This is a genomic window from uncultured Pseudoxanthomonas sp. (assembly GCF_947498795.1).
Lineage (GTDB): Bacteria > Pseudomonadota > Gammaproteobacteria > Xanthomonadales > Xanthomonadaceae > Pseudoxanthomonas_A.
This window is the reverse complement of record NZ_CANMLQ010000001.1, coordinates 1,017,154-1,036,939: the sequence shown is the minus strand read 5'-3', so window position 1 is coordinate 1,036,939 and position 19,786 is coordinate 1,017,154. Positions and strand designations below refer to the sequence as shown.

The 19,786-nt window shown below is 64.4% G+C and carries 15 protein-coding genes; 5 read left to right on the top strand and 10 right to left on the bottom strand.

What is annotated here, in order from left to right; translation table 11 throughout:
* Positions 1–54 precede the first annotated feature (54 nt).
* Complete coding sequence (locus tag Q0907_RS05100; RefSeq protein ID WP_299342209.1) at positions 55–897, bottom strand: amidohydrolase family protein; 843 nt, start codon at positions 895–897, stop codon at positions 55–57.
* Positions 898–991: 94 nt separating this feature from the next.
* Positions 992–2,080: a carboxypeptidase-like regulatory domain-containing protein gene (locus Q0907_RS05095; RefSeq protein WP_296278297.1), complete on the bottom strand. Its 1,089-nt coding sequence runs from the start codon at positions 2,078–2,080 to the stop codon at positions 992–994.
* A gap of 184 nt (positions 2,081–2,264) precedes the next feature.
* On the opposite strand from Q0907_RS05095, the gene Q0907_RS05090 reads away from it, so the two are divergent.
* Complete coding sequence (locus tag Q0907_RS05090; protein ID WP_299342206.1) at positions 2,265–2,561, top strand: autorepressor SdpR family transcription factor; 297 nt, start codon at positions 2,265–2,267, stop codon at positions 2,559–2,561.
* Positions 2,558–2,938: a hypothetical protein gene (locus Q0907_RS05085; protein WP_299342203.1), complete on the top strand. Its 381-nt coding sequence runs from the start codon at positions 2,558–2,560 to the stop codon at positions 2,936–2,938. Before Q0907_RS05090 ends, Q0907_RS05085 begins: the two co-directional genes overlap by 4 nt.
* A 196-nt stretch (positions 2,939–3,134) precedes the next feature.
* Here the strand turns inward: Q0907_RS05085 and Q0907_RS05080 are convergent, their stop codons facing one another.
* Both Q0907_RS05080 and Q0907_RS05075 read right to left on the bottom strand, forming a co-directional pair.
* Positions 3,135–3,665 carry a hypothetical protein gene (locus tag Q0907_RS05080; RefSeq protein WP_299342200.1) on the bottom strand — a complete coding sequence of 177 codons (531 nt, stop codon included), beginning with the start codon at positions 3,663–3,665 and terminating at the stop codon, positions 3,135–3,137.
* Between the two features lie 1,633 nt (positions 3,666–5,298).
* The gene (locus Q0907_RS05075) at positions 5,299–7,452 is read right to left on the bottom strand and encodes an ATP-binding domain-containing protein (RefSeq protein WP_299342197.1); all 2,154 of its coding nucleotides are present in this window, start codon (positions 7,450–7,452) and stop codon (positions 5,299–5,301) included.
* Between the two features lie 210 nt (positions 7,453–7,662).
* Here Q0907_RS05075 and Q0907_RS05070 point away from each other — a divergent pair, with 210 nt between their 5' ends.
* A complete protein-coding gene (locus Q0907_RS05070) occupies positions 7,663–8,505 on the top strand; it encodes a type II toxin-antitoxin system RelE/ParE family toxin (RefSeq protein WP_299342194.1) in 843 nt (280 codons plus the stop codon).
* A 354-nt stretch (positions 8,506–8,859) separates the two neighbouring features.
* Here the strand turns inward: Q0907_RS05070 and Q0907_RS05065 are convergent, their stop codons facing one another.
* The 5 genes from Q0907_RS05065 to Q0907_RS05045 all read right to left on the bottom strand — a co-directional run bounded on the left by Q0907_RS05065 (position 8,860) and on the right by Q0907_RS05045 (position 14,844).
* A complete protein-coding gene (locus tag Q0907_RS05065) occupies positions 8,860–9,150 on the bottom strand; it encodes a HigA family addiction module antitoxin (protein ID WP_299342191.1) in 291 nt (96 codons plus the stop codon).
* Between the two features lie 23 nt (positions 9,151–9,173).
* Positions 9,174–9,455, bottom strand: coding sequence for a type II toxin-antitoxin system RelE/ParE family toxin (locus tag Q0907_RS05060; protein ID WP_299342189.1), 282 nt, complete (start codon positions 9,453–9,455; stop codon positions 9,174–9,176).
* 108 nt (positions 9,456–9,563) lie between these two features.
* The gene (locus Q0907_RS05055; RefSeq protein ID WP_299342186.1) at positions 9,564–13,148 is read right to left on the bottom strand and encodes a methylmalonyl-CoA mutase family protein; all 3,585 of its coding nucleotides are present in this window, start codon (positions 13,146–13,148) and stop codon (positions 9,564–9,566) included.
* A gap of 125 nt (positions 13,149–13,273) precedes the next feature.
* Positions 13,274–14,203: an alpha/beta hydrolase gene (locus Q0907_RS05050; protein WP_299342183.1), complete on the bottom strand. Its 930-nt coding sequence runs from the start codon at positions 14,201–14,203 to the stop codon at positions 13,274–13,276.
* A 20-nt stretch (positions 14,204–14,223) separates the two neighbouring features.
* A complete protein-coding gene (locus Q0907_RS05045; protein ID WP_093486391.1) occupies positions 14,224–14,844 on the bottom strand; it encodes a TetR/AcrR family transcriptional regulator in 621 nt (206 codons plus the stop codon).
* A gap of 214 nt (positions 14,845–15,058) precedes the next feature.
* On the opposite strand from Q0907_RS05045, the gene Q0907_RS05040 reads away from it, so the two are divergent.
* Together Q0907_RS05040 and Q0907_RS05035 are read left to right on the top strand one after the other, a co-directional pair.
* Entirely contained in the window at positions 15,059–16,159 is a 1,101-nt protein-coding gene (locus Q0907_RS05040; protein WP_296282961.1) for a Glu/Leu/Phe/Val dehydrogenase dimerization domain-containing protein, read from the top strand.
* Positions 16,160–16,212: 53 nt separating this feature from the next.
* Entirely contained in the window at positions 16,213–17,385 is a 1,173-nt protein-coding gene (locus Q0907_RS05035; RefSeq protein WP_299342179.1) for an isovaleryl-CoA dehydrogenase, read from the top strand.
* A 45-nt stretch (positions 17,386–17,430) separates the two neighbouring features.
* Here the strand turns inward: Q0907_RS05035 and Q0907_RS05030 are convergent, their stop codons facing one another.
* The gene (locus Q0907_RS05030) at positions 17,431–19,746 is read right to left on the bottom strand and encodes a bifunctional diguanylate cyclase/phosphodiesterase (RefSeq protein WP_299342177.1); all 2,316 of its coding nucleotides are present in this window, start codon (positions 19,744–19,746) and stop codon (positions 17,431–17,433) included.
* Positions 19,747–19,786 lie beyond the last annotated feature (40 nt).

Sequence of the window (19,786 nt, the reverse complement as noted above, 5' to 3'; positions counted from 1 at the left end):
ATGGCCCTGCCGCACCGGGTCGCGGCCTCGGTTCCGCGGGCCCGGGTGCACGCATCAGCGATTGAACAGCGTCAGCGCATTGCTGCTGCGGATCTTCGCTTTCTCTTCGTCGGTCAGGTCCAGGCGTTCGAACGCGTCGACAGTGCGGCCGAGGCCGATCTGCGGGTAGTCGGAGCCGAGCAGCACGTGGTCGAGGCCGACGTTGCGCAGGGTCCACAGGAATTCTTCTTCCACCGGCGAATCGGCGACCACCAGCACGGTGGCGGAGATGTCGAAGTACAGGTTGTCGAAGCCGAAGCCGTCGGCGGTGCGGGCCAGCGCGAGGATGTTCCAGAACCGGAAGTTCAGGCCGCCGATGTGGGCGAGGATGAACTTGGTCTTCGGCACGCGCACGACGAGATTGAACAGCTTTTCGCTGTCGCCGGGCAGGATGTTGGCGTTGTCCATCAGCACGGTGAGGCCGAGTTCGCCGGCCTTGCGCACCAGGGTTTCCACGCGCGGGTCGGCGATGTCGAAACCCTGGGTGTGGGCGTGGATCTTCAGCACCTTCACGCCGGCGGCGGCCACGCGCGCGAGTTCCGCCACGGCGGCATCGCCGTCGTAGGGGTGCACGGTGGCGATGGGCAGTACGTCGGGATGCGCCGCGGCCAGCGCGATCACGCTGTCGTTGCCGGCACGGATCTTCGCCAGCTCGCCCTGCCGGGCCTGGTGCGGACCGCCGAACCACATCACACCGATGCCCGACAGTTCCAAGCCGGCGGCGCGCACGTCGTCGCGGTACTGCCGCAGGGAGGTTTCACCCTCGCGCAGGTGCACGTGGACATCGAACACGGGGGCAGCCGCCGTCGCGTAGGGCGTGGCACACAGTAGAAGCATCAGGGCGAGCAAGCGCAGCATCGTCGTCTCACAACATGAGGAAAGGGACACAGGGTGCCACGACACGTTCCGTATCGCGTTCACGCGGCACCGCCTCGCCTCCTCGCACACGCCGTCAGCGGCAGATGAAGAAGCAGCCCAGCATCGACTTGTCCAGGCTCACCTGCATCGCTTCGCCGTCCTTGAGGTGGACGGTCTTTGAGAAGGTGGTGTTCTTCTTGACGTCCTCGAACCAGTAGGCGACCTGGTCGTTCGAGCCGATGTGCCGGTTGCCGACGTACACATCCGTACGACCCACCACCTCGCTGCGGGTCGCGGTCTCCTTGTACGAGAAGTCGGCGATCAGCAGATACTCGCCGGGCGGCAGTTTGGTGAAGCGGAAGCCGCCCTGGTCGTCCAGGATGGTGGCGAACATGAAGTGCTTGGCGATGCGCTCCGGAATCCGGTCCGGCATCTTCTCGCTCTGCTTGACCGTCTCGAACCATTGCTTGAACTCATCGCTCATGTGGATCAGGCCCACCCGCTGGCTGCCCTTCGGCGGGTACTGTTTCTTGGCCAGCAGCGCGCCCTTGAAGAACGCGTTACCCGCAATGGACCCGGTGCCCATCAGGCGGATCTCCGACGTGGCCTCGGCGAGGCTCTTGCCGCCGGTGAAGCGCTTGCCGGCCAGGCAGTCGAGCATCGCGCTGCGCGCCTGGTCCAGCCCGTCGTAGGACAGGCCGAAGGCGTCCACGCCGTCTACCCGTGCGGTCATGCCGGTCTCCTTAACGCGCATGGAGCCCATGGTCTGCGCCAGGTCGCCGACGGGGATCATGATGAAGCCGCCGCCCTGGCCGCCGGCGGGCGGCATCAGCGCGCCGCGCATCGTGGCTGGCGGCAGGCCGTCCTGCTGCACCTGCACGCTGACCTCGCGGGCGGCCGGCGGTGCGGCGATGCGCGGGCCGTGCAGCAGGATGGCGGCCGTCGGCGATTTCGCGGTGGGGCCGACCAGGGCCAGTTGCGACTGGTCCTTTTTCGCGGACATGAACCGGGCCACGCAGCCCTTGCCGGGCGCGCCCTCCGGCTGCTGCAGGAACCATGCGCCGTCGGCGTTGCGGGTAATCAGGCGGCCTTCGTCGTCGCCGGGCGTGGCGGCATGCGCGGGAATGCAGACGGTGATGGCCAGAAGGACGATCAGTGCGGAGATGCGGCAGAGGGGCGTCATCGTGGTCGTTCCATGTCCAGGGTCGACGGAATTGTGAGGCATCCCGCGCTCCCGACGAGGGTCTTTCGTCACGCCGGACAGGTGGGTCCGGCCCAGTGGTTGGTCCGGACGACGCCTGTGCCGCCCTTTCGCGTCCGGACGGACGGCGCTTGACACATTTCGATAGTTAGCTAACTATCGCATCATGAGCCAGGTTTTCCGCGCCCTTTCCGATCCCACCCGCCGGCAGGTGCTGCAGTTGCTGCGGCAGGGCCCGATGAGTGCGGGCGAGTTGAGCGATCAGTTCGATGTGTCGAAGCCGACGATGTCGGCGCATTTCGCGGTGTTGAAGGAAGCCGACCTGGTGCATGCGGAAAAGGTCGGCAAGTCGGTGATCTATCACTTGAAGCTGTCGGTGCTGGAAGACGCACTGCTCGGCTTCGTCCATTCGTTCGGCGCGGGCAAGGCTGCGCCGAAGCCAAAGAAAGGATCTACGCGATGAACAGAGAAGTGCTTTCCAGTCTGGCGTGGGGCATCGGCATCGTGGTGCTGGCGCTGTGCGCGACGTTCGCCCGCCAGCAGGGGGTGATCGACGGCGAGATGGTCGACCGCATCGTGATGGGGGCGATCGGGTTGATGGTGGCGTGGTTCGGCAACCAGATGCCGAAGCGGTTCGTGCCCAGTGCGCGGGCGCGGCAGGCGCAGCGGGTGGCCGGCTGGTCGATGGCGCTCAGCGGCCTGGTCTATGCGGGGTTCTGGATCGCGGCGCCGAAGGACGTGGCGGTGATCGGCGGCACGCTGGCGGTGCTGCTGGGTATCGGGGTGACGGTGGCGTACTGCCTGTCGCTGCGGAACAAGGCGCGGGTGTCGGGCGCCTGAGCCGGCGCACCGGTCGCTTCCTTCTCCCCGTGCAGCGGGGAGAAGGTGCCGAAGGCGGATGAGGGGCGCTTTTCAGTCGGCCCACGCGACACCCCGCGCAGCCCGGGCAAGGCCGCAGGCCGCACCCGGGGGCGATATCTCAACCTCCCCGATGCGCCGGTGATGCTTCGCTTCTCAGGGCGATGAAGCGTGCGCGTCAGTCGCCTGCGCCCGACAGGCACGCCTGCATCCACGAGGCTGCCAGCAACGCGTCGCGCTGCTCGTCCGCCATCGGCACGGCCTGATAGTCGGCGAAGCAGCTGCCATCGGCACGCGTCAGATCAGCGAGCTTTCCGTCGCAAAGCCGCAGCGGCCTGTCGATGCGCTGCCACCCTTCTTCGCATTCGGTATCGGTCTCGGAACTTGGACGACCGCAGATGTGCGTGCGTCTGGCGTCGGTGGAGGAGATCGCCTGCGCGATGACTCGGCCTGCGTACGCCTTTCCGGAGGCGAAATGGAACCAGGTTCCGCAGATGCGGTCGCCGCGCTGGAACAGGCGGTAGCGGCTGCACTCTTCCGGCGATGTCGTGCCTTCGCACGCTTCCCACTCCCCGGCGAAGGCGCTCTCGGTCGCCGTTGTCGGAACCTTCTGCGGTGTCACCGACGCGGCACGGCTACCTGCCGGCTCGGCACCGAATCCCGTGCACCCGCCCACGCTCAGCACCATCACCACGATCCAGCTACGCATCCAGACTCCCTCTCGACCGGCGTTACCCCATCCTACGGCGCCGGAGGTGCATGGCGGCGATCCGACCTTCGCGGCCCCGTAGGCTGGGTTGCAAACCCAGCTGAGCGCGGCAGGACCGAAGCACACGCCCCGCCCGTCGCCATACCCGGCCCTTTCGGCCGATGGGCCAGCCGATGTGTGAGTAGAACCACCCTCTTCCGCTGACGCATGCACCTCTTTGGTGAAACGTTGGATGTTTTTCGGTGTCGCGACACCGTTAGTGTGAGAAGAACCACCCTCTGAGGTGGAACGTTGGACCTTACTGAGAGAAGAAACACCGATTTAGGCGGAACGTTGGACCTTTTTCGGTCTCGCGACAGCCTTAGTGAGAGAAGAGACACCGTAAGTGTTAGAAGAAACACTCTCGGAGGGGCGTGTGAGGCCCTTTTTGGCTGTCGCGAGGATGTTTGTGTGAGAAGAAGGTGGGCCAGGGCCCACACTACGCACTCCCGGCGGGTGATACGCCGCGATGATCGGCGTTCGTGGATGGGCAACGCCCGGCTGAAACCGGATTCTATCTGCGCCCAGCGGTTGGCATTGTCGGCGTCGCCATCAGGCAACCGCCACACGCAATGCAGATGGTCGGGCAACACCACGATGGCCAGCAGATGGAACGGTCGCGCCGCCTTGGCGGCTCGGAATGCATCGCGCAGCAGGTCGATATGCTCGACCAGCAGGCGACGGCGACGCTCCAGCAGGTTCACGGTGAAAAAGCAGGTGCCGCCCGGCACCCAGACGCGGCGGTAATTCGACATGGCGGCAGCGTGCCGGAGGCATCACGCGATCACCGTCGCCGCAGACCCCCCCCTCCATGTCGGAGAAGTCCGACCCGCGCAAGCCGCACGCCGGTGGGCCAGGGCCCACCCTACGCCATCCATCACCGCCCGGCGCGCCCCGCCATCCCATCCTTACGGGTTTACACATTTTGGCACTGTATCGCGGCGCAACTACGACAAGAAACATTCCCTGCTGAATATCGGTTTTAGAAACGCCTCGTCGTGTACACGCAGACCGCCTCGAACACGACTAGGCAATGCAGCTGCAGAAGGCCTCGTTAAAAGAACTTTCCATTTACCCGGGTAATTCTGCCTAAGAATAAATAGGAAGAATGACAACGGCGTCCAGCTACGTTCTGTACCAATTCTCATCTGAGAATCGTGGCCTATGTGTACATGCCCGAGCGGATGACACTCATGATTGAATCCCCTGCGATCGAGATCAAATCGAACCGGCGCCACATGCTCGCGTACCGAAGCTGTAGACAGATAGATCTCATAATTCAATTGATTGTCAGAGGAGTAAACGTCAGACCCAGTGACGCCGCGCGCTTTGGAGAATTCTCGCAGCGAAATTACATCCAACGGACATGGAAGATAGGAGTATGAGTGGGCCTCTTCGTCAAAAGAGAAAACAGAGTGATCTTCAAGCTTGTAAGAAAACCACTTCTTATCAACGATAGTTCGCCACTGATCCAAGTAGGGTAGCGGCCTCACAACAATCGGATCTGGCAACTCATGAGAGCCAACTTCAAATTTAAGATCAACTTCTCGAAGTATTGGACCGATATGATTTACTGAAGCACTCGGCGTAACCATCAGGCCAAACCTTTCTTCGCTTTCTTACCCTTCGCAGCACGCAATGAATTTATCTCTTTTAGCTTTCTCAAGAGAAACTCTTCGTACTCCTCTGGAGACATTGAGATCTCCAACTCGCCGAGCGACCTCTCAACATCCGAGACCTTTCCATCCAAAAGATCTCGCCTCATTACCATTAACTCACTCGGCCCCGGGTACGTGAACTTCAAGGAAGGGGAGTTTGCCAACGACGCAGCGATTTCATCCACAAAAACCTGCGCAGCAACCCCCATGCCAGTAACTCGGAGCCACCCTTTGGCGCGCGTCATTGCAGTAAATGCAATATTTCTATTTCTAATACTTCTTATAAAGAATACACCATCCACACCAACTATATATACAACAAAGCCCTCATTTCCCTTTGCCTTATATACAGTAGAAAAAGTAATCTTTCCAGACTCAGTGAAGTCGCGCAAAGCAAAATTATCGCTTTGCATGTTATTCATCTCAACCCCATGCCTAGAAAGCATCTTCGCCAGGATAGAGTAGTAAACTTTTGAGTTTCTATCGTCCGCAGATATAACAAGAATATCCTCTGGAGAGAGCCCGTCAACTTTTATATCATTGACGATCTGGCCAGACACCCAGGAAACTTCATCCTCAATATCATCAAACCTCTTAGCAATCACGATCTCATTTTTTGGAACCACTTCCGAGATCGAGCTTGGCGAGTTTCGCTGTGGACGAACTATTTCTACTTTAGAACCCTCTCGAAGCTCACCCGACTTCAGTTCGTACCCAAGGTCGACCCAATGATCCTCACTTTCCGGCAATTGCACGACCTTGTTTCCATAGAGGCCTAAACCTATGGAGTGCGCACAAACAAGAACTTCAAGGGGATTTCTGTAGCACTTGTGAAGTACAACATCCTCCTGAAAGTGAGCCAGCGCATTTCCCGTCTCATCAGCACCAAATATGGTAGCCGCACTGGGAGTTTCTACTTGGAAAATTGTCTGCAACTCATCGTACGCCAATACGATTCTCTGCTCTTTCGCCAACCCAAGACACAACCTCATAAAGCTGGGAGAGAAATCCTGGCCCTCATCTACAAAAATGTAATCCCACACTGGCACTACACGCCCAGTAGAAAGTAAGTCTTTGCATGCGAAATCGAATGCCTCCTTCGACTGAGCGGACGCCGCACCATAGGTCAACGGAGCCACGCCTAGCATTCTGCAGGCATTGAAGTAGACACCAGGATTTGTCTGGCCACCCCAAGCATGCAAGACCTGCAGCTTCTCCCAATCCGGATCTCGATCATCGAACTGGCGATAGAATCTTGTAATTAGCCTCTTAACGTGTTGATACAAACTTTTCGTATAAAACGTGTAGGCGATTACAGCATCCGGATTTCGAAGATGCGTTAGCGCTGCCTTCATCGCAAGAACCACCGTCTTTCCCGACCCAGCAAGCCCACGAATTCTCTGCGGCCCATTGAGCGGAGCTAGATAACCGTGCTTTTGATCCTTGTCGAACCTCCTGATCTCTGCCTCAAGATTGGCAACAAGAACAACCTTGGATGTTGCAGGCTTGTCCTTAGTATTCCTCTCGCGAGGTCGAAGCAAGCCCTTAGCGCCCTCAATGACAGAAGATATTTCCCCAAATTCTGCGCGCGATAGATTCTCTCCACCGTCCTCAAAGTACTTCTGCAGATCGTCTTCACCTTCAAGAAGATCCACATCTTTCGGCTCAAAGTCTGCTGGAAATTTCCCCTCCGCAAAGAGCGCTAAGCGCAATGGAAACGTCAACTCTCTCCGAGACCTCTGCAGCGCCTTTGATTTAATAAGCCTTGAGAAGACCAACGTCGTAGCACGTTCAGCCTTCTCAAGGTCTGCTTCGATGGATTCAATGTCCGCTAAAGAACGATGCTCAATTGGGACAATAAGAAGGACCCCGTGATTCTTTGAAACAATCAGCATATCTGCCGCAACAACTTCATCCTCTTCCCGATATAGAGGAAATCCCGAGTACACAATTGCCTCGTCCAGACCGTACTCAGTCGAGTTGCGCTCGATGTATGTGAGCAACGAGTAGGCGACCGAGTGAGCCGGAAATTGTTGTTTGCGATAGTTCCTTTCCATCCCCGAACTGTCCTCAAATGTCTTGTCCGGCATCGTACAACGCGACGTCATGCCCCGCATGCAATTCCGGACCCTCAGAACCCGCACTTGAGGGAAGGCCATTGCCATAAGCGCGTCTGGAAAGCGAACGTCGAGCCATGGTCATCGCACAATTTCCGGGTTAATGTCGCGAGCCCCAGTCCACTCACCTCGCTCCATGAAGTCGCGCATTACTGACACGCGCCAAGCCGCATGCCTGCAGCCTTGAGTCGTCCGCTAGACAGGGAAGACCTCCACATCAAACGCAACGAGCGCAGCATCGCCTCCCTGGTGAGCTTGCTGGTGCACGTCCTGTTCCTGGCCGCCCTGCTGTACTCCTCAAAGCTCACCCTGTCCCAGCCCGAGAGCAGCAGCGCCGGCGGCGCGCGCGTCAAAGTGGACTTCCTGGGCGACCCCACCGACGCCACCCCCAACCCGCCCGTCCCCCCGACCGGCACCCAGAACCCCAGCGAACGCCCCAAACCCCTCAAACCCCTCGTCACCACCCGCGTCACCTCCCCCGTGGACGCCACCCGCGTGACCGAGGCCGACAACCCCGTCGCCCCCGACGAAGCCCAACCCCAGCCCCCCGCCAGCCAACAGGCCATCGCCCCGCCGCGGGACCGCCCGGCCTCCAGCCCACCCGCCTGGCGCCGCTCCGCCCAGTGGGGCCAGCCCCCCGGCATGCTCACCCAGGACACCGCCCCCGAAAACTACGGCCCCACCGTCGGCACCGGCCAGCGCCAGGGCAACAACCAGGGCAACGCCGCCGCCCCCAGCATGGAAGTGGACGGCCACCAGATCTACTACGACCTGCGCAACGAACTGAGAGTCGCCGACTGGCAGGCCCAGGGCATGAAGGAAGTCTCCTTCCCCCTGCCCGGCCGCCGCGAACTGATGGTTTGCGCCCTGGAGATCGTCGCCACCCGCGGCTCCGGCGGCTGCCGCCTGATGCAACCCGGCGACCCCGATCTGGCCAACATCGGCGACGCCCGCGACGTCGTCACCGTCATGCGCATCTACCGCCGCGGCGAACTGATCTGGAACGGGCCTGGGGTGTACCGTTAAAGCCCGACTTCGCTGCCGTTCCCTTCTCCCTGCATGGCGGGGAGAAGGTGCCCGGAGAGCCTGCCCCATACTCGATACGGGGGCGGATGAGGGGCCGAGCGCGATAACGAACCGGGCGCCGACGCATTCCCACTCCCTTCGCCCCTCACCCGCCTTCGGCACCCTCTCCCCGCTTCGCAGGGCGAGGGAAGCCACCGCGGACTCGCAGGCTGGGTTGATAAACCCAGCACCGGATAACTCCGCGCCCGGGATGCTGGGTTTATCAACCCAGCCTACGAGAGCAGGTCCGTGGCGCCGAAAAGACAAAACCGCCGAGGCGGGCTCTTGACCACTCAGCGACTGCACGCCTTTCACTCACGCCGCAATCCGCTCGATCCGGCCGATCGCCTTCCCCAGCACACGGTGCGCCTCTTCCAGGTCATAGTCCGCCTGCAAACCCAGCCAGAAACGCTCGCTCGTACCCAGCGCTGCCGCCAGCCTGACCGCCGTGTCGGCAGTGACGCCGCGCTTTCCAAGCACGATCTCGTTGATACGGCGCGGCGGCACGTCCGCGGCACGCGCCAGCGCGTTCTGGCTGATGCCCATCGGCAACAGGAACTCTTCCAGCAGCACTTCACCGGGGTGGATATTGGGTAGGGTCTTCATGGAAGAACTCCTCTGATGACAGTTCAGTGGTAATCGACGATTTCCACGTCGTGCGCGTCGCCATCCTTCCAGCGGAAGCAGACGCGCCATTGATCGTTGATCCGGATACTGTGCTGGCCCTTGCGGTCGCCCTTCAACGCCTCCAGCCGGTTCGCTGGCGGAATGCGCAGATCGTCCAGCGTGGCCGCGTTGTTCAGCATGCGCAGCTTGCGGCGGGCAACAGCCTGCATGTCGGCCGGCAGACGCCGCGAGGGCGTTCCTTTCCAGACTCTTTCGGCTTCCTTGTCGGCGAAGTTCCGGATCACGCACCAACCATAACGCTACCCGTCATGTAACGCAACCCGTCATAGCCCCGCTCCCCCTTCACGCGCCCAAAGAAAAACCCCGCCGAGGCGGGGTTCGTCTTCTGTGGCCTACATGTTCCGCCGGTACTCGCCACCCACGTCGTACAGCGCGTGGCTGATCTGGCCCAGACTGTGCGTCTTGACCGCTTCCACCAGCGCTTCGAACACATTGCGGCGTTCGCGCGCCGCGCGCTGCAGGTAGGCCAGACCGTGGCCGTCGTGGGTCTCCGGCTCGGCGTGTTCCTCGAGCGCCGCCGCGTGGCTGTGGTCGGTCTCGCCTTCCGGCGCCAGCGCGTTGCGCGAGGCCTGCCAGGCGCGGACGTTGGCGATCTGCTGGCCCTTCTCTTCCTCGGTCGAGCGGATCAGCTCGATCTCGGTGGCGATCTCGCCGCCGTGCTCGCGCGGCAGGAAGGTGTTCACGCCCACCAGCGGCAGGCTACCGTCATGCTTCTTGTGCTCGTAGTACAGCGACTCTTCCTGGATCTTGCCGCGCTGGTACATGGTGTCCATCGCGCCGAGCACGCCACCGCGCTCGCTGATCGCCTCGAACTCCTTGTAGACCGCCTCTTCCACGATGTCGGTCAGCTGGTCGACGACGAAGCTGCCCTGCCAGGGGTTCTCGTTGAAGTTCAGCCCCAGCTCCTTGTTGATGATCATCTGGATGGCGACCGCGCGGCGCACGCTTTCTTCCGTCGGCGTGGTGATCGCCTCGTCATAGGCGTTGGTGTGCAGGCTGTTGCAGTTGTCGAACAACGCGTACAGCGCCTGCAGCGTGGTGCGGATGTCGTTGAACTGGATCTCCTGCGCGTGCAGCGACCGGCCGGAGGTCTGGATGTGGTACTTCATCATCTGGGACCGTTCGTTGGCGCCGTAGCGCTCGCGCATGGCGCGCGCCCAGATGCGGCGGGCGACGCGGCCGATGACGGTGTACTCCGGATCCATGCCGTTGCTGAAGAAGAACGACAGGTTAGGCGCGAAGTCGTCGATCTTCATGCCGCGCGCCAGGTAGTACTCCACGATGGTGAAGCCGTTGGACAGGGTGAAGGCGAGCTGGCTGATCGGGTTCGCCCCGGCCTCGGCGATGTGGTACCCGCTGATCGACACCGAGTAGAAGTTGCGCACCGCGTGGTCGACGAAGTACTGCTGGATGTCGCCCATCATGCGCAGGGCGAACTCCGTGCTGAAGATGCAGGTGTTCTGCGCCTGGTCTTCCTTGAGGATGTCGGCCTGCACGGTGCCGCGCACGGTGGCCAGCGTCTCGGCCTTGATGCGGGCGTAGGTGGCTTCATCGACCAGCTGGTCGCCGGTGATGCCCAGGAGCCCCAGGCCCAGGCCGTTGTTGGTCGGCGGCAGTTCGCCGTGGTACTGCGGACGCGCGCGACCTTCGAAGAACGCATCGATCTTCGCGCTCGCTTCGGCCCAGCGCGCGTCGTCGGCCTTGAGGTACTTCTCCACCTGCTGGTCGACGGCGGTGTTCATGAACATCGCCAGGATGATCGGCGCCGGGCCGTTGATCGTCATCGACACCGAGGTGGTGGGCGCGCACAGGTCGAAGCCGGAGTACAGCTTCTTCATGTCGTCCAGTGTGGGGATGTTGACGCCGGAGTTGCCGATCTTGCCGTAGATGTCCGGGCGCGGCGCGGGATCTTCGCCGTACAGGGTGACGCTGTCGAAGGCCGTGGACAGGCGCGCGGCCGGCTGACCGACCGACAGGTAATGGAAGCGGCGGTTGGTGCGCTCCGGCGTGCCTTCGCCGGCGAACATGCGGATGGGATCCTCGCCGGTGCGGCGATACGGATACACGCCGCCGGTGTACGGATAGCTGCCGGGCAGGTTCTCTTTCTGCAGGAACGTCAGCAGTTCGCCCCAGCCCTGGTACGGCGGCGGCGCGATCTTCGGGATCTGCTGGTGGCTGAGCGATTCGCGGTAGTTCTCGATGCGGATGGTCTTGCCGCGCACCTGGTACTCGTTGACAGGGTCGGTGACGGCCTTGTGCCGGGCCGGCCACTCGCGCAGCAGCTTGAGCGCTTCGGACGACAGCGACTGGAGGGCATCGTTGTAGCGCTGGCGCAGGGTGAGCAGCGAACGGTCGATGGACTGCTGCTCCGTGGGAGCGACGTGAGTCGCGACTGATCTCGCTCCCACGACGGCATCCGATGCATACAGCTCCAGCGCCTTCGGCAGTGCCGGATCTTCCAGGTCCTTCAACGCATTCCAGTAGTGCTGCGCGCGGCTGGCCGTTTCGGCTTCGGTCTCGATGCGGCGGTTGATGCCGCGGCCCTGCTCCGCAATTTCGGCCAAGTAGCGCACGCGGCTGCCGGGGATCAGCACGGTGGCGCGCGGTTCCTTCAGCTCGGTATCGAGCGCGGGCGTCCACTTCTCGGCCGGCAGCTGCAGCTTCTCGCGCAGCAGGCGGCACAGGTTGGCGAACATCCAGCTGACGCCGGGGTCGTTGAACTGGCTGGCGATCGTGGGATACACCGGCACGTCGGCGTCCGGCGTCTGGAACGCCACGCGGTTGCGCTTCCACTGCTTGCGCACGTCGCGCAGCGCGTCTTCGGCGCCGCGCTTGTCGTACTTGTTCAGCACGATCAGCTCGGCGAAGTCGATCATGTCGATCTTCTCCAGCTGGCTGGCCGCGCCGTAGTCGCTGGTCATCACGTACATCGGGAAGTCGACCAGGTCGACGATCTCCGAATCGCTCTGGCCGATGCCGGCGGTCTCGACGATCACCAGGTCGAAGCCGAGCGACTTCAGGAAGGCGATGCAGTCCTTCAGCACCGCATTGGTCGCCACGTGCTGGCGGCGCGTGGCCATCGATCGCATGTAGATGCGGTCGCTGCGCAGCGCATTCATGCGGATGCGGTCGCCGAGCAGCGCGCCGCCGGTACGGCGGCGAGTGGGATCGACCGAGATCACCGCAATACGCATCTGCGGGAAGCAGGACAGGAAGCGATTCATCAGTTCGTCGGTGACCGACGACTTGCCGGCGCCGCCGGTGCCGGTGATGCCGACCACCGGCGTGGGCCGCGCGGGGAACGGTGCGTGCGGGCCCTTGGCCCACTGCGCGCGCAGCTTCTCCAGGTCGGCGTCGGAATAGCGACCGTCCTCGATGGCACTGAGCACGCGGCCGATGCCGGCCTCGTCGGTGAGCCTGGGCTGCGCGGGCGCGGCGTCGCGATCGGCGGCGACCTGCACGCGGCCTTCCTCGGCGCGCTTGACCACGTCCTGGATCATTTCGACCAGGCCCATCTTCATGCCGTCGTTCGGGTGGTAGATGCGCTCCACGCCGTAGGCCTGCAGTTCGGCGATCTCTTCCGGCGTGATGGTGCCGCCACCGCCGCCGAACACACGCACGTGGCCGGCGCCGCGCTCCTTCAGCATGTCGACCATGTACTTGAAGTACTCGACGTGCCCACCCTGGTAGCTGGACAGCGCGATGCCGTCGGCGTCTTCCTGCAGTGCGGCGCGAACCACGTCCTCGACGCTGCGGTTGTGGCCGAGGTGGATCACTTCTGCGCCCTCGCCCTGGATCAGGCGGCGCATGATGTTGATGGCCGCGTCATGCCCGTCGAACAGGCTGGCGGCGGTGACGAAGCGCAGCGGCGTAGCGTCGGCCTGGGCGGCGGGGAACTGGCTGGCGGGTGTACTCACGCGTGCTCACTTGCAGGACGGACAGACGCGGGATTGTAGCCGCTCGCGCGTGACCACCTCACCAATTGCACACCAGTGGACACCGCACGCGCACCCTACGGTGGCGTGCGGTCACGCCGTTCGCGTCAGCACAGGCCGAACGGCAGCTCGCGCGTGGACACCACGCGTTGTCCCACGGCTTCGCCGCGCAGGAAGCGCAGGGCGGCATCGAGCGTTTCCGGCGCGATGGTCACGCGATGGTGGCCGAGCCCGTTCGTGCTGAGCAGCGTGGCCTGTGGCCAGTAGCGCGCATAACGCTCGCCTTCGCACCACGGCACGTCGGTGTCTTCCAGGTCGTGCACGACCAGGCCGGGCCGCGCGATCTGCGGCGCGGTGGCCTGCGCGTGGAGGTCGCGGATGTCGTGCGCGGTGAGTTCCTGGTACTCGTCGAACAGCCGCCGGCTGAGGAACTGCGCCAGCCCCACCATGCCGCCGAAGCGGCGCGCGGCATCGAACGGATCGGCGGCGGGCGCCAGCAGGATCACGCGCTCGGCCTGCAGCCCGCGCGCCATTGCGATCGCGCTCGCGGCGCCGCCGAGCGAATGACCGACGACGGCGGCCAGCGGACCGGTGTGGTCGGCGACCCGGGCGATCGCTTCGGCGAACATCGGCAGCGTGGCGCGGCGTCCGCTGCTGCGGCCATGCGCGGGCTGGTCGAACGTCACCACGGCATGGCCGGCGCGGCGCAGCGGTTCCACCCACGGCAGGAAGCGCAGGCCGAAGCTGGACCAGCCATGGGCCAACAGCACGGTCGGTTGGCGAGCCGGATCGCCCCACGTATAGGTAGTCAAGCGTTCGCGGCCGAAGGCCAGTTCGCCCAGCCGCGCACCGCCGGTGTCGGCCTGCCTGGCCCGCGTGCGGGCACCGGGCATGGGCGTGCAGAACAGCTGGAACGCCCTGGTCAACGTGCTGCGCGGGGCGAGCCAGCTGCCGACGGCGAGGCGGGCGCTCAGCAGGCGCAGCGCCAGGGGTTTACGAACGGTCGTGCTATTTTGACGGGCAGTGACAGCGGCCATGGCGGTGGACCTCGGGGGCGTCAGGCGGGGGTGGAGACAGCGGGGGCGCCGTAGGACGCCAGCAGGCGGTCCAGCGAACGGCGGGCGAGCAACGGCGCCTGTTCGGCGTCGTAGAGCCGGGCGTCGTGCAGGCCCTGGGCGACGGCGAACAGTTCGAACGCGAGCAGGACCGGATCGGTCTTCGGCGACAGCTCACCGGTGTCGATGCACATGCCGATCGCCTTGACCAGTTGCTGGCGCAGCTGCAGCAGCCAATCGACGATGCGGTCGCGCAGCAGGCCCGGGCGGGCGTCGTATTCATGGGCGGCGGCCAGGATCACGCAACCATCCGGGTTGTCGCAGACCCACTGGAACCAGTGTTCCATGATGGCGCGCAGGCGCGGCAGGCCGCGCGGCTGGCTGATGGCCGGCCCGATCACGGCGCGGGCGTAGCGCTCGGCCGTCCACTCCAGCACGGTCAGCTGCAGGTCTTCGCGGGAGCCGAAGTGGGCGAAGACGCCGCTCTTCGACATGCCGGCGGCCGTGGCCAGCTCACCGATCGACAGGCCTTCCAGCCCGTGCCGGGCGGCGATGTCGTAGGCGCGCGCCACGATCATCTCGCGGGTGGCATTGCCTTTGTGCGTCGCGGCCTGGGGACTCATGGCCACAGAAATAGCACGGTCGTTCGAAACTCACAATAGGCCGGAAATCCCCCCGCGGCCGCCGCCTGTCATCTCGCGCGAAGGCGATTGGATTAAACTGGCGCCCAGCGACGACCACGGCGGAATCCGGAAACGTCGCTTTTTTCTTTTCTGACAACCCGTTAGCCGTGAAGGCAAGCCCGCGCCGGTTCTCCCCGCGCACCGGAGCCCATCCATGATTTTCGAAACGCTCGACACCTCCGGCCACGAACAGGTCATCTTCTGCCACAACCCGGACGCCGGGCTGAAGGCCATCATCGCCATCCACAGTACCGTGCTCGGCCCGGCGCTGGGCGGCGTGCGGCTGCGCCCGTACGCCGACAGCGCGCTGGCGCTCAACGACGCGCTGCGCCTGAGCCGCACCATGACCTACAAGAACGCGCTGGCCGGCCTGAACGTCGGCGGCGGCAAGGCGGTGATCATCGGCGACAGCAACGTGGACAAGACCGAGGTGCTGTTCCGCAGCTTCGGCCGCTATGTCGATTCGCTGGGCGGCCGCTACATCACCGCCGAGGACGTCGGCACCGACGTCAACGACATGGAAAACGTCTACCGCGAGACCGAATACGTGGTCGGCGTGCACCAGGTGCACGGCGGTTCCGGCGACCCCGCCCCGTTCACCGCCTACGGCGCGCTGCAGGGCCTGATGGCCACGCTGAACCGCAAGTTCGGCAACGAAGAGATCGGCAAGTACAGCTTCGCCGTGCAGGGCCTGGGCCACATCGGCATGGAATACGTGAAGCTGCTGAAGGAACGCGGCGCCAAGCTATTCGTCACCGACCTCAATCCGGCGCTGGTCGAGCATGCGGTCGAGGAATACGGCGCCGAGGCCGTCAAGCCCGACGAGATCTACGACCTGCCGGTCGACGTGTTCAGCCCCTGCGCGCTGGAGTACGCGATCAACGAACAGACCCTGCCCCGCCTGAAGGCGAAGGTGATCTGCGGCACCGCCAACAACCAGATGTCGCACGTCACCGGCGTGGAAGCGGCCAAGCGCGGCATCCTGTATGCGCCGGATTACGCGGTGAACGCAGGTGGCGTGATGAACGTCTCGCTGGAGATCGATGGCTACAATCGCGAACGCGCCATGCGCATGATGCGGACCATCTACCACACCGTCGGCAAGATCTTCGACCTGGCGGAGAAGGAGAACATCGCGCCGCAGTACGCCGCCGACCGCATCGCCGAAGCCCGCATGACGGCGATCGGCAAGCTGAAGCTGCCCCTGGGCCGCACCGCGCCGCGCTTCATGGGGCATCTGCGCGGCGAGCATTGACGTAGGACGTTCCAACGACAACATGGATTGGCCGCAATAGGAGGGAGGACCGAATGCGACCGGATACCGTCAGCGGGTTTCCGCTGGGCGAAGAATTGGATGCGCTGCGCGAGGCCGTGCAGCGGTTCGCGCAGACCGAGATCGCGCCGCGTGCGGCGCAGATCGACCACGACAATGCGTTCCCACAGGACCTGTGGCCCAAGCTGGGCGAGCTGGGCCTGCTGGGCATCACCGTCGACCCCGAGTTCGGCGGCAGCGGCATGGGCTACCTGGCCCACCTGGTGGCGATGGAGGAGATCTCGCGGGCGTCGGGTTCGGTCGGCCTGAGCTACGGCGCACATTCCAACCTGTGCGTGTCCAACCTCTACCTCAACGGCAATGCCGCGCAGCGCGCGAAGTACCTGCCGAAGCTGTGCAGCGGCGAGTGGAAGGGCGCGCTCGCGATGAGCGAACCGGGCGCCGGCTCCGACGTGGTCGGCTCGATGAGCTGCCGCGCCGAGCTCAAGGACGGCGTGTGGGTCGCCAACGGCAACAAGATGTGGATCACCAACGGTCCCGAAGCCGACGTGCTGCTGGTCTACATGCGCACCGCCGGCAAGGACGCGGGCAGCAAGTGCATGACCGCCTTCATCGTCCAACGCGGCATGAAGGGCTTCTCTACCGCGCAGAAGCTCGACAAGCTGGGCATGCGCGGCAGCAACACCTGCGAACTGGTGTTCGAGAACTGCGAGATCCCCGCCGAGAACGTGCTGGGCGAGGTCAACCAGGGCGTACGCGTGCTGATGAGCGGCCTGAACACCGAGCGGCTGGTGCTGAGCGGCGGACCCATCGGCCTGATGCAGGCGGCGCTCGACATCACCCTGCCCTACGTGCGCGAGCGCAAGCAGTTCGACGCCGCCATCGGCACGTTCGGGCTGATGCAGGGCAAGCTCGCCGACATGTACACCGCACTGCAGTCCAGCCGCGCCTTCGCCTACCAGGTGGCGCGCGGTTTCGACGAAGGACAGGGTTCTCGCGCGGCGGCGGCAGGCTGCCTGCTGCATGCGTCGGAAGCCGCGGTGCAGGTGACGCTGGAAGCGATCCAGTCGCTGGGCGGCAACGGCTACATCAACGAGTACCCGGCCGGCCGCCTGCTGCGCGACGCCAAGCTCTACGCGATTGGTGCCGGCACGAATGAAATCCGCCGCATGCTGATCGGGCGCGAACTGTTCGACGGGCGCGGCTGAAACCGGTTGCGCGGCACTGCCGCGCCGCGTGGCCGGGCGCCTCGGTCACTCGTGCGCGGTCACTTGCCTGCGCATGCGGCGTTCGATGTCGCGGATGACCTGCGGGATGTCGGCGGGTGGCTGCGGAGGCGCCAGGTGATACCCTTGGGCCGCGTGGCACCCCATCGCGGCAAGCAGCGACAGCGTATGCGCGTCCTCCACGCCCTCCGCCACGACGTCCAGGCCGAGTTCGGCCGCCAGTTCCAGCGTCGACCGCACGATCGCGTCGTCGGCCATCGTGCGCCCCATCCGTGAGACGAATGTACGGTCCAGCTTCAGCACCCGGATGGGCATCTGTTGCAGGTAGGCGAGCGAGCTGTGCCCGGTGCCGTAGTCGTCGATGGACAGGATGACGCCGAGCGCGTGCAGAGCACCGAGGGCATGCAGGGAGCGGACGGGATCGCCCATGGCACTGGACTCGGTGATCTCCAGTTCCAGCGCATGCGCGGGCAGGCCGTTCGCTGACAGGCGCCCGGCCACCCAGTCGGCAAGATCGGGGTCGGCCAGGTTGCGCGGCGACAGATTGACGGCCACCTCCAGCGACAATCCCTCGCGTCGCCATGCCGCGCACTGCGCGAGCGCCAGATCCAGCACCACCTGCACCAGGTCGCGCGCCATTTCGGTCTGCTCGACCGCACCGATGAACGCGGAGGGCGGCAGCAGGCCTTCGCGCGGATGCTGCCATCGCACCAGTGCTTCCACGCCCGAGACGCGCCCGCTGGCCAGGGCCAGCTTCGGCTGGTAGTGGACCACCAGTTCGCCGCGCCGGATGGCTTCGTGGAACTCGTTGAGCAGCAACAGGCGGCGAGAGTCCTGCGTATCCAGCTCGTCGACGAAGGCTTCGACGCGCGACTGCCGCTGCTTGGCCGCGCGCATGGCGGCGCTTGCGCTCCGCATCAGGCGCTCGGCATCGGTGCCGTCTTCCGGCGATGTGGCCACCCCGATGCTGGCGGCCGCGTGCAGGCTGATGCCGTCGAGCGCCAGCGGTTCCGCGAGCGAGGCCTGCAGGCGCCAGGCGCACTCGATGGCGCGCTTGCCGGCCGACGGGCCGCGAAGGAGCACGCCGAATTCGTCTCCGCCCAGGCGCGCGAGCAGGTCGCCTGCCTCCAGCTCGTCACCCCAGCGCTGTGCGAGCGCGCACAGCATGCGGTCGCCCACCGGGTGGCCGAAGGTGTCGTTCACCCCCTTGAAGCGGTCGACGTCCAGCGCGAGGAGCGCGACGTTCTCCCGGTCCGCGAATGCCTGCGACAAGCGGTGTTCCAGTTGCCGGCGGTTAGGAAGCGCGGTCAGCGCGTCGGTCTGCGCCCAGTGGCTGAGCCGCCGCGCCTGTTGCCTCATCCGCGCGAGCAGGTGGCGCACCCGCGTCCAGGTCAGGGCGGTGATGATGATGCTCGTGACCGCCACCCCCGCAACGTCCACGGGGATGCCGAAGGCGTACTGCACCAGCAGCACGCCCGGCGCGATGAGCGTCGCCAGCGCCAGCGTGGCGAGACGTCCGGGCGGGAAGTCGCCGGTTTCATGATCCCTCGGCGCGTGCAGCGCATGCAGGGAAGGATGCATCAGTGCTGCCCCCCACAGCACGTGCGCCAACAACCACATCGATTTCAGCAACGCCGATGGCTCGGACACGCTGCTCACCGTCATGTGGAACAGCGCATCGGCGCAGGCCCACGCCGTGAATCCGGCGGCAAGCAGCAGGAAGGCCGGCGAACGCGCCTCGCGCGCCGTCGCGATCCATACCAGCAGGCCGAGCAGCAGCAGGTCGACGATCGGATAGAACGCGCGCAGCAGCTGTGGAGCGGCATAGGCGGCGCCTGCGGTATAGGTCGGCAGGACCAGCAGTTCCCAGGCCACCAGCGTCAGCCCGGTGAACACGATCAACCCATCGAGCATCCCGGCCCGCTGGCGGCTGCCGGCGGGATCCCGCGCCAGGCCCAGCAGTGCGGCGACGAACATCGCGTAGGCCGCGATGTACAGCAGGTCGGCCAGGTTGACGCTGCGACCGAAGGAACCATCGTTGTCGGTGGCCGCCTGCGCCACTTCACCGGCCGTCAACAATGCATGCGCGACCAGCATCCACACCCACGCGATGCCATCGCGGGGCCGATTCGACCGCACGCCGATCACGCACCCCGCCAGGCCGTAGAACGCGATCAGGAAATACGCGATGTCCGATGCCAGCGGCGAGACGATCAACGGATGCGCCACGGCCATCGCCACGCCGATGCCGAGATAGGCCCGACACCGACGCGCACGCGCATCAGGCCGGGTCGTCTCGACGCTGGCGGTCGTCGCGCCTTCTTCCTGCAAAGCTCTTGTCACGCGCCGCCCACCCTGGCTTGATCGCGCATGCATTAGAGGC

Bases quoted from the DNA above. Each gene is read 5' to 3' on its own strand.
- Q0907_RS05100 (WP_299342209.1), bottom strand. From the start codon at position 897: ATGCTGCGCTTGCTCGCCCTGATGCTTCTACTGTGTGCCACGCCCTAC.
- Q0907_RS05085 (WP_299342203.1), top strand. From the start codon at position 2,558: ATGAACAGAGAAGTGCTTTCCAGTCTGGCGTGGGGCATCGGCATCGTG.
- Q0907_RS05045 (WP_093486391.1), bottom strand. From the start codon at position 14,844: ATGAGTCCCCAGGCCGCGACGCACAAAGGCAATGCCACCCGCGAGATG.
- Q0907_RS05095 (WP_296278297.1), bottom strand. From the start codon at position 2,080: ATGACGCCCCTCTGCCGCATCTCCGCACTGATCGTCCTTCTGGCCATC.
- Q0907_RS05040 (WP_296282961.1), top strand. From the start codon at position 15,059: ATGATTTTCGAAACGCTCGACACCTCCGGCCACGAACAGGTCATCTTC.
- Q0907_RS05090 (WP_299342206.1), top strand. From the start codon at position 2,265: ATGAGCCAGGTTTTCCGCGCCCTTTCCGATCCCACCCGCCGGCAGGTG.
- Q0907_RS05065 (WP_299342191.1), bottom strand. From the start codon at position 9,150: ATGAAGACCCTACCCAATATCCACCCCGGTGAAGTGCTGCTGGAAGAG.
- Q0907_RS05075 (WP_299342197.1), bottom strand. From the start codon at position 7,452: ATGCCGGACAAGACATTTGAGGACAGTTCGGGGATGGAAAGGAACTAT.
- Q0907_RS05050 (WP_299342183.1), bottom strand. From the start codon at position 14,203: ATGGCCGCTGTCACTGCCCGTCAAAATAGCACGACCGTTCGTAAACCC.
- Q0907_RS05080 (WP_299342200.1), bottom strand. From the start codon at position 3,665: ATGCGTAGCTGGATCGTGGTGATGGTGCTGAGCGTGGGCGGGTGCACG.
- Q0907_RS05035 (WP_299342179.1), top strand. From the start codon at position 16,213: ATGCGACCGGATACCGTCAGCGGGTTTCCGCTGGGCGAAGAATTGGAT.